Here is a 9,177-nt window from a genome sequence, read left to right as displayed (position 1 = left end):
GCCGGCGTGTTAACACTCGCCCTGGAAGGTATGAAAGATACGATAGAAGCAATCGAGGCAGCCGGTTTGCGGGATAAGGTGAAAATCCTTGTGGGCGGAACGCCTGTAACCGAGGAGTCGTGTAAAAGAATTGGCGCAGATGGCTGGACCACTAATGCTGCTAAAGCTGTAAGAATTTGCAAAGAATGGATGGGACGCTAAGATGATAATCATTGGAGAAAAAATTAACGGAACGATTAAGTCTGTCGCTAATGCCATAAAAGAAAAAGACAAGGCAATCATTCAAAATCTGGCTGTCAAACAAACAGAGGCCGGTGCTCATTATATTGATGTTTGTGCAGGGACGGAAGTAGATATTGAAATTGAAACCCTGAAATGGCTTATTGAGTGTGTGCAAGAAGCTGTTGACACACCAATCTGTATTGATAGCCCTAATCCCGAAGCTATAAAAGCGGTAATTCCACTAGTGAAAAAGCCGGGTATGATTAATTCGGTATCGGAGGAAGGCAACAAGCCAGATCAAGTATATCCCTTAGTGCGTGATTACGGTTTTAATGTAATTTGTCTGACGGTTGATGACCGGGGTATTCCCACTACTGTTGAACCCCGGTTAGAGGTAACCAGAAGCCTTGTTAAGAAAGCCAATGACTATGGCATTCCTCAGAACAGGCTTTATATCGACCCACTGGTAAGCGCGGTTTCTACCGACAACACTTCGATATTATGCTTTTTACAGACAATGCGGCAAATAAAGCAGGAATTCCCTGAGGTTAAAATCACTTCGGGGTTAAGCAATGTCTCTTTTGGAATGCCTTTGCGGAAGCTGGTGAACCGTTACTTCTTCTGTCTGGCTCTTTATGAGGGGATGGATTCTGCCATCATGGATCCGTTGGATAAAGATCTCCAAAGCGCCTTGCTGGCCACACAAGTATTGTTGGGGCAGGATCGGTTGTGCCGCAAATTCTCCAATGCTTACCGTAAGGGTCTCATTGGCTAAAGTACTTTTGTAAGAATACTCCGTGTTGCTCCCGGATTCGAAGCTTTGAAGCAAAAATTATTTTGAGTTTCCAGAGCGTACTGCAATTTTCATGGAGGAATGATAAATGAAAAAGATGATAACTACTATGCTGGCTATGGTGTTTGGGCTAAGTATCACAGGTACTGCGTTTGCTGCCAATCCTTTTGCGGATGTTCCGGTGAAACATTGGTCCTATGATGCCGTACAGAAATTGGCTGACGCAGGTATTATTACCGGTAGTGGCGATGGCAGTTTTCAGGGGGAAAGAACAGTTAGCCGCTATGAAATGGCTGCTATAGTTTCCAATGCTATAGCTCACGCTGACAAAGCCAATGAGGCCGATAAAGCTCTTATTGAAAAATTGGCTGCAGAGTACCAGTCTGAACTGGAAGGGTTCAATGTTCGACTGACTAAAGTGGAAAAAAAGCAGGATAACATTACGTTTTCCGGCTCAGTCCGTGAACGCTATGAATGGACTAAGGTTTCTGATGGCAGCGATCCAACTACGGTAAAGACCCGGCTGCGCTTAACTATGAATGCGCCGTTAACAGATGATTTAGCATTTACCGGCCGATTCGCCACTGAGTCTAAGAGTGTCGATGCCAGGACGGGAAAAGGCGCATTTGGCGATGCCTTTCTGGATCTTGCCTATTTATCCGGCAAACTTTTTAATGGCGTGAATTTTGCTGCCGGCCGCATACCCTGGGTTATTGGTAAAGGAATTACTGTTGATGTTCCGCATGACTGGGATGGTGCAAAAATTAGCTTTGGTAATAAAGTCAAGGTCAATGCCGGTGCTGCTCAATATCATGCTGATAACTGGAAGTCGCCTAATTATGCATTTGTGGATATGGCGTACAATATTACTTCTGACTTGGACATGACCCTAGCCTGGTTTACTGACAGAAAAGAGGACCAGTACAGGACGAAAGCCATTGGTGTTGGTTACACCTTTGACAAATTTTCTATAAAAGCCGAGTATGCCAGCAATGGGGCGCAGTATGCCAAGGATAGTAATGGCGGTTCAGAGGCCAAAGCGTTGAATACAGCTTTGAAGTATCTGGGCGCTGACCTCTCAAAAGAGCATACCTACGGTGTTTGGGTGGGCTATAGAAAAGCCGACAAAAATTTTGACCCCTTGTGGTGGAGCACCCCTGAGGCAACCGATGTCGCAGGTCCTAAAGCCGTCCTAAACGATACAAAAGGGTTTGAATATGGTGTTGAGTACACCGTGTTCAAAAACGGACTCTTATTGCTACAATATAATGATGTGAAAGATAAAAATGGCAAAAGTTCTGATGGCAGACGCAACTTTATCGGCAGTCTGTGGTATTTCTTCTAGACTATGGCCTAGTTTTATAGTCTATTCTGGAAAAGGGAAGGTAGTAAATTTGCTTCACCTTGAGTAAAAAGCGTATAAACTCCCGGCCGGAATGATTTCCGGGCGGGAGTTTATAAATATTATTGCTTCGATGCCCTGTGTTAAATTTAATGAGATACTCAATATTTAGAAGGAAGCTAAAATGAAAAGTATAAAAATAGTTTTTGCGCTGATAATTGCCGGCGTTACCTGTGTGATTTTTGGTGCGCAAACAACGCTTAGCCTCACGCAGTTTAACAGTTTTGCCATAGAAAGAATCCAAAAAGAACTAATACTTCAGACTGATAAGGAAGCGTATGCACTGAATACTACTTTTAAAGAAGCTGCAGATGGGGCAATAGCAATCAGTCATTTAGTTGCTTCGCAGCAGCAAGCTGATGAGGTTGTTCACGTCGAATTTTTAAAAAGGATGGTGTCTAAAAACCCCGATTTTTCTTCGGCTTCCATAGCGCTAGAACCAGAATACATACCCGGATTCAAAGCGTATTGCCGCATCATCGTAAAAGATAAAAGTGGTAAATTTGAACAGTATACGGACAAACAGTTTGACTATCGAAATATGGATTATTATAAGGCCGTGCTGGAAACTAACAAGCCTGTTTTGTATACTGACCCAACCCAGGGGCGAGATCCCAACCTTATTTGGATTACCTGTTCTGTACCAATTGTTAAGAATGAAAAAAAAGTAGGAGCTGTATCAATCGATTTAACTTTGGATGCTTTTGAAAATCTGTTAAGCAATATAAAGGTCGGACAAAGCGGTTATGCTTTTGCTATTGATAAAAAAGGGTATTACCTTGGTAACTACGCTGAAAAGAATGGAGTTGTAACGAAAAAGCTTTCAGAGAAGATTACTGAGGACGCGGATACGGAATTGAAGGAACTGGGGGACACTATCTTTACTAGTGGTAAGTCCGGCATCGCCAAACTGACAGGCAAAAATGTATTTGCCGTGTATTCGCCAATTGGCGATACTGGATTGACGCTGGTGTTAATGTATCCGGTGGCCGAAATCAATGCATCCCTTATGAAATTGCTATACTCTAACGTTGGCATGATCCTTATTGCGATTCTTTGTTTGGTTGGTGTAATGATTTTTATGGTCAACAGGCGAATTATCAATCCGTTAGTTAATTTATCGATTGCCGTTGAACGAGTAGCTAGCGGTAATCTGAAGATTTCTACCATAGACTATAAGAAAAACGATGAAATTGGAAAAACGGTTGTTGCCTTTTCCTGTATGACTGACAATCTGCGCAGAATGACTATGGAAATTGCTAAAGTATCAGAACAGGTTGCGGCGACGAGTCAGGAACTTCATAGTACGTCAGAGCAATCCTCCGATGTTGCTTCACAGATCGCCGGTATCACCGGGGCGCTTTCGGCTCATTCGATGCAGCAGGAAGACGAAGCCCGGAGAACCATCACTTCCTTACAGGAAATGTCGGACGCGATTAGTCATGTAGCAAAAACGGCCAGTGATATTGCGGCTATGTCGGTGGAAGCCACGCAAGTAGCCCAGGCGGGTGGCAGGATGGTAACTACGACCAATGAGCAGATTCAATCGATTAGCCAGGATGTCGGACAGGCTGCCCAAGCAGTCGTCAAACTCGGGGAAAGCTCACAACAGATAAGCGAAATCGTCACCGTTATCAGTACTATTGCAGGCCAAACCAATTTGTTGGCGCTGAATGCCGCGATAGAAGCCGCCAGAGCAGGTGAGCATGGACGGGGATTTGCTGTTGTAGCTGAGGAAGTGCGCAAGCTCGCCGAACAGTCGCAAGCAGCTGCGAAAAGAATTGCTGCGATAATTAGCGAGATTGGCAAAGAAGGAGACAATGTTGTTGCCGTTATGGAGGTGAGTACCCGGGAAGTAACACGTGGAGCCGAAGTGATTATGTCAAGCGGGGAAAAATTTAAGCAGATCATTGAGCACGTACAGTTACTAAACCTTAAGATTCAGGAAATCACAGCAGCCGCAGAAGAACTTAGTGCCTCGAGTGATGGTGTGCTGGCGTTTGCGGAACGGGCTGGAGAACGAACCGCGGAAACGGCAAACAGCATCCATGCTATTGCCGCAACTATGGATGAACAATCGGCTTCTATTAACAAAATGGCGGATTCCAGTGAAAATATGGCTGCTATGGCTGAGAAACTTAATCTCCTTATCCGGCGATTTAAAATGTAATAAGATATCATTTTATCAGGATATTTATGGCAGGAAAGAAGGTATATACAATGAGTGAGTCAGCTACAGAATATAGTTTAGTAATTGACAATGAAGACAGGATTATTCCCTGTAGTCAAGACCGCACAGTATTGCGGGCATTAATTGACGGCGGAGTCTTTTTAGAAGCCAACTGTGGTGGCAAGGGTACATGTGGTAAATGCAAAGTCCGGGTTCTTAAAGGTCAGGTCGCCGGTGTCGACGGAGCTCAGATACAGCCTAATAAAGATGGTACATACATGGCCTGTCAGATTTATCCTCAGGGAGACATTGCAATTCAAATGAAGAAGGCACAAGTGAGCCAAAAAGGTCAAGGCTTGGATCTAGTGATTACATCAGGGGATCCTCTGGTAAGAAAGGTTGTCCTAACACCCGAGTATCCCACCGTAGATAACCATTACTCACTTCAGGAAATGATCAGGCAAGCTATAGGTGTTGGGAATAAAGATACTAGTATTTTAGATGATCCCGCACTGATCAGCAGTACAACCATGTTGCGACGATTAAGTGAAGTGGTGGAAGCACAGCCTGCTCATATTACCTTAACATTGCTTGATGGCAAAGTGGTGGCAATAGAAGCCGGTGATACATCGGGTGTATTGTATGGTGTTGCTTTTGATATTGGGACAACAACTGTTGTAGGAATGCTGGTTGATATCAATGAACAGAGAATCGTTTCGATATGTTCAAAGAATAATCCGCAAGCTACGCTTGGTGCAGACGTAATCTCCCGCATTCAAGCCACGCATGATCTAATTGGTGGATTAGAAGGACTATCGCAACTTATTCGCACCTGCCTAAACACAATCATCAGTGAGCTTTGTGACGCAGTCAGCATCAAAAGCTCGAATATTTATACAGTAACTATTGCGGGTAACTCGACCATGGCTCATCTGGTACTGGAGATTTCTCCGTCAACTTTAGTGAGAAAGCCTTATGCTGCCTTATTCAAATATGTAGCACCGCTATACGCGCGAGAGATTGAACTTGAAATACACAATCAAGGCAAAGTTGTAGTCTTACCGAATATCGCAAGTTTTATCGGTTCAGATACGACAGCTGCCATTTTAGCGGTGAATCAGGATATTGGACTAGACCCAACCCTGCTGGTTGATTTAGGCACGAATGGCGAGATGGTGATTAGAGCTGGCGATAAGCTATATGCGTGCTCTACGGCAGCCGGACCCGCCTTTGAGGGGGCACATATGCGTGACGGGATGCGTGCGACCGAGGGCGCTATTGCCGATGTCAAAATTTCAGAACACGGTATCTCCTTTGACGTTATTGGCAATACCCAGCCTGCCGGGATATGCGGCTCAGGGATGGTAAAAGCGATTGCACAATTGTTGAAAGCTGGTCTCCTGGATGCAAGTGGGCGGTTTCGCAAGCCTGGTGTTTCCAATATTCCGGCAAATCTTGTGCAGCGTCTTATCAACCAGGGTGATGCCTGGGAGTTTGTTCTTGTCGAAGGGAAAAACACAGCAAGCGGGGCAAACATTTCTATTACGCAGGCAGACATACGTCAGATCCAACTAGTGAAGTCATCGATTTGTACGGGTATTGAGTTTTTAATGAAGGAGTTGGGGACCCAAACTAACTTAAAGGTATGTTTGGCGGGTGCCTTTGGTAATTATGTTGATATTGACAGTGCCATTAATATCGGAATGTTGCCGAGGGTTACAAGGGAACAGGTTTTGTCTGTCGGCAATGCAGCAGGTACGGGAGCTGTACAGGCGTTATTGTCTACAGATAATTTGCGGCGGTGTTTTATTATTGCTGATAAGGTTAACTATATTGAATTGGCTGCTCAGAGCGATTTTCAAAATAGGTTTCTGGCAAACCTTAGATTCCCAGTGTCTGGTTCATAAATAGTCAATTAGCGGTGTTCGAAGATAATTATTTAGAATCTACTATCATTTAAGGAGGGATAAATATGCAAAATGATGACTCAAATGGCAATTTGTTGGATGTATCAGGGGAAGGTCAACAGCAAGTTATTTCCTCCAAACCCGGTGATTGTAATAGGGCTGAGAATATAAATCTTACACAGCCTGAAGTAGTGGCCAAAACAGAGGATATAGAATATTTAATTGCATATAGTCTCCAGAAAATTCGCAGCGTATTGTGTGAAGCCAGAATTCATAATCGGAAACTGGCTGAGGATGTTGAAAAAATAGTGAAAATAGCCAGAGATATTTGCGCACTGGCTGAGCATGAGCCGCCCACATTAAGAAAATAGAGAATAGGACAGCGAGAGGCAGATGAAAGTATTCTTGGTAAAATAAATATTGACGGTTTTCGCTTAAATATTATATAATTTGAATCGAGTCAATTAATGAGGTGATAGCAATAGCTCGACCGCCACAAGATCCCCAAATACGTATCACTGAAATTTTAAATGCTGCAGAACCTCTGTTTTATTCAAAGGGGTATCATGAAACGGCAATTAGTGACATCGCTAAAAAGCTGGGAGTCGCCCAGGGGACGATTTATTACTACTTTAAATCCAAAGAGGAATTATTAGAGGCTTTAATTAACCGGGAACTGTCTGACTATATGTCAAGAATCAAAATGATGATTCATCCCAATAAGATCCCTTTGTGCAATAAATTCCAGGTTGTCATACAGACCTTATTTCAATCGCTGTATCATGAGGATGGCTTGACTTTTGAATTCCTTTATAATGATGGAACAATACATTTCCTAGATAAGTTAGCCCGGCAAGGTGACCGGCTACTAGCACCATTATTGCTGGAAATTATTGAGGAAGGAAACCGTGAACAATATTTTAATGCGGCTCATCCACAAGCTGTAGTCAATATAGTTCTAGCCATTCTTGAGTCTTTGATTAATGCAATTTATGAAAAAGTACCTGCAGAATTACTTCATTATCAGTTTAAATTGGCAGAAAAGCTTATTGAAACTGCCTTAGGAGCGAAGCAGGATACTATCCAGCTTCTTATAAACAACGAATTGTACTAGCAAACGAAAAACGCTTTTCAGAAACCTGAATGAGCGCTTTTTTTCATCGATTAATTGAATTAAGTCAATTAACTAAGGGGGTCTTTTAATAGAATTTAGCACCTGGAATTTTGTTATTTGGAGGAGCAAAAGTGTGTACCATTATTATTCAAGGAATCCCTGTCGCGGCAGATTCCTCGCTGCCACAGGAACAAATTAATCAACTTGTATCCGAATTGAAGCAGACCTGGACTTGGGAAGGCAGACAGGTCGGAAGAATCGAAATCATCTGTGCTGGACCGATGATTCATCTCCTGGCGTACGAACCCCCGGTATTTCAGCGTATACCCTTGAAACATAGCGAGAGTAAAGGAGCAAACCAATGAAACAGTTTAAATTTTTGACCAAACTGCCCAGAAAGAAATTAGTTTACGGCTTAATTGTAGTAGGAATCGGTGCAGGCGTTATCGGCGGCAGCCTTTCCTGGGCAAACCATAACAGTATAAAATCGGCAGCTGAAGAAATTACAATGGTACGCACTGCTGTCATCGGTACGAAAGAAGCAGCACAAGGCTATACATATTCAGGAGAAGTTCGCGGACGGTATGAAAGTCAACTCGGCTTTCAGGTCAGTGGAAAAATTTTAAAACGTAACGTTCAACTTGGCAGCACAGTTAATGACGGTGATGTCTTAATGCAAATTGATCCGAGAGATCTTCAACAAAACGTAAGCAGCAGTTCAGCCCAGGTAGCTTCTGCTGAGTCGCAGCTTAAGCTTGCTGAAAGCAATCTGCAGCGCTATCGCCAGCTCTTAGAAACAGGTGCGATCAGCCGCGCCCAATATGACCAATATACCAGCTCCTATGAAGTAGCCCTCGCCGCCGTACGGCAGGCCTCCGCCCAACATACGCAGGGGAGTAATCAGTTAGATTATAGTCTCTTACGGGCCGATAAACCGGGCGTTATTACCAGTGTAACTGCTGAAATGGGGCAAGTGGTGACTGCCGGGCAAACCGTCATTACTGTCGTGCAAGATGGTGGACGTGAGGTGGAAATTAGTGTCCCGGAAAACCGTATAGAAGAATTGCGTAAAGCCGGGCAAGTTAAAGTTGCTTTTTGGGCGCTGCCCAATGTGACTGTAAATGGCACGATTAGAGAGGTTGCTCCTATGGCAGATCAAGCCACTCGTACCTTTAAAGTCCGCATTAGCTTGATCAACCCGCCGGCGGAAATAAAACTAGGAATGACTGCTGCCGTTATCGTAGGTGATAACAATATAAAGTCCAGTGTAATGATTCCGCTGGCTGCTGTCTATCAAGATGGCGATATGCCCAAAGTGTGGTTGATAAAAGAGGACGTACTGACACTTTGCCCCATTCAAACTGGCAGTTTCGGCAATGGGAGCATTCAAGTACTAAGCGGCCTGCAGCAAGGGGACCGGATCGTCATTGCCGGAGTACATAAACTCAAAGAGGGGCAAAAAGTTAAATTCGGCGGTGACTCATTATGACTGGTTTTAATTTAACAAAATGGTCCCTTGAGCATAAACAATTCATTTATTTCTTTATCATTCTTTTTTTCCTTGCCGGC

The 9,177-nt window shown here is 43.7% G+C and carries 9 protein-coding genes; all 9 read left to right on the top strand.

What is annotated here, in order from left to right; genetic code table 11:
• Positions 1-201 (top strand): cobalamin B12-binding domain-containing protein (locus VN379_RS09915; RefSeq protein WP_414714982.1); only part of this gene is annotated, 201 nt, incomplete at its 5' end.
• 1 nt (position 202) lies between these two features.
• Positions 203-997, top strand: coding sequence for a methyltetrahydrofolate cobalamin methyltransferase (locus VN379_RS09910; RefSeq protein ID WP_325533312.1), 795 nt, complete (start codon positions 203-205; stop codon positions 995-997).
• A gap of 106 nt (positions 998-1,103) precedes the next feature.
• The gene (locus VN379_RS09905; RefSeq protein ID WP_325533310.1) at positions 1,104-2,360 is read left to right on the top strand and encodes an S-layer homology domain-containing protein; all 1,257 of its coding nucleotides are present in this window, start codon (positions 1,104-1,106) and stop codon (positions 2,358-2,360) included.
• A gap of 181 nt (positions 2,361-2,541) precedes the next feature.
• Entirely contained in the window at positions 2,542-4,587 is a 2,046-nt protein-coding gene (locus VN379_RS09900; RefSeq protein ID WP_325533308.1) for a methyl-accepting chemotaxis protein, read from the top strand.
• Positions 4,588-4,637: 50 nt separating this feature from the next.
• Positions 4,638-6,494: an ASKHA domain-containing protein gene (locus VN379_RS09895; RefSeq protein ID WP_325533306.1), complete on the top strand. Its 1,857-nt coding sequence runs from the start codon at positions 4,638-4,640 to the stop codon at positions 6,492-6,494.
• 65 nt (positions 6,495-6,559) lie between these two features.
• Positions 6,560-6,865: a hypothetical protein gene (locus tag VN379_RS09890; protein WP_325533304.1), complete on the top strand. Its 306-nt coding sequence runs from the start codon at positions 6,560-6,562 to the stop codon at positions 6,863-6,865.
• A 101-nt stretch (positions 6,866-6,966) separates the two neighbouring features.
• Entirely contained in the window at positions 6,967-7,608 is a 642-nt protein-coding gene (locus tag VN379_RS09885; protein WP_325533302.1) for a TetR/AcrR family transcriptional regulator, read from the top strand.
• A gap of 131 nt (positions 7,609-7,739) precedes the next feature.
• Positions 7,740-7,973 (top strand): hypothetical protein, encoded by a 234-nt coding sequence (locus tag VN379_RS09880; RefSeq protein ID WP_325533300.1) that lies wholly within the window; start codon positions 7,740-7,742, stop codon positions 7,971-7,973.
• Positions 7,970-9,097 carry an efflux RND transporter periplasmic adaptor subunit gene (locus VN379_RS09875; RefSeq protein WP_325533298.1) on the top strand — a complete coding sequence of 376 codons (1,128 nt, stop codon included), beginning with the start codon at positions 7,970-7,972 and terminating at the stop codon, positions 9,095-9,097. Before VN379_RS09880 ends, VN379_RS09875 begins: the two co-directional genes overlap by 4 nt.
• Positions 9,098-9,177 lie beyond the last annotated feature (80 nt).

The organism is Sporomusa sp., assembly GCF_035561255.1.
Taxonomy (GTDB): Bacteria; Bacillota; Negativicutes; order Sporomusales; family Sporomusaceae; genus Sporomusa.
The sequence above is the reverse complement of the archived record's forward strand: the minus strand, read 5'-3'. Positions and strand labels throughout refer to the sequence as shown.

Bases quoted from the DNA above. Each gene is read 5' to 3' on its own strand.
- VN379_RS09910 (WP_325533312.1), top strand. From the start codon at position 203: ATGATAATCATTGGAGAAAAAATTAACGGAACGATTAAGTCTGTCGCT.
- VN379_RS09905 (WP_325533310.1), top strand. From the start codon at position 1,104: ATGAAAAAGATGATAACTACTATGCTGGCTATGGTGTTTGGGCTAAGT.
- VN379_RS09900 (WP_325533308.1), top strand. From the start codon at position 2,542: ATGAAAAGTATAAAAATAGTTTTTGCGCTGATAATTGCCGGCGTTACC.
- VN379_RS09895 (WP_325533306.1), top strand. From the start codon at position 4,638: ATGAGTGAGTCAGCTACAGAATATAGTTTAGTAATTGACAATGAAGAC.
- VN379_RS09890 (WP_325533304.1), top strand. From the start codon at position 6,560: ATGCAAAATGATGACTCAAATGGCAATTTGTTGGATGTATCAGGGGAA.
- VN379_RS09875 (WP_325533298.1), top strand. From the start codon at position 7,970: ATGAAACAGTTTAAATTTTTGACCAAACTGCCCAGAAAGAAATTAGTT.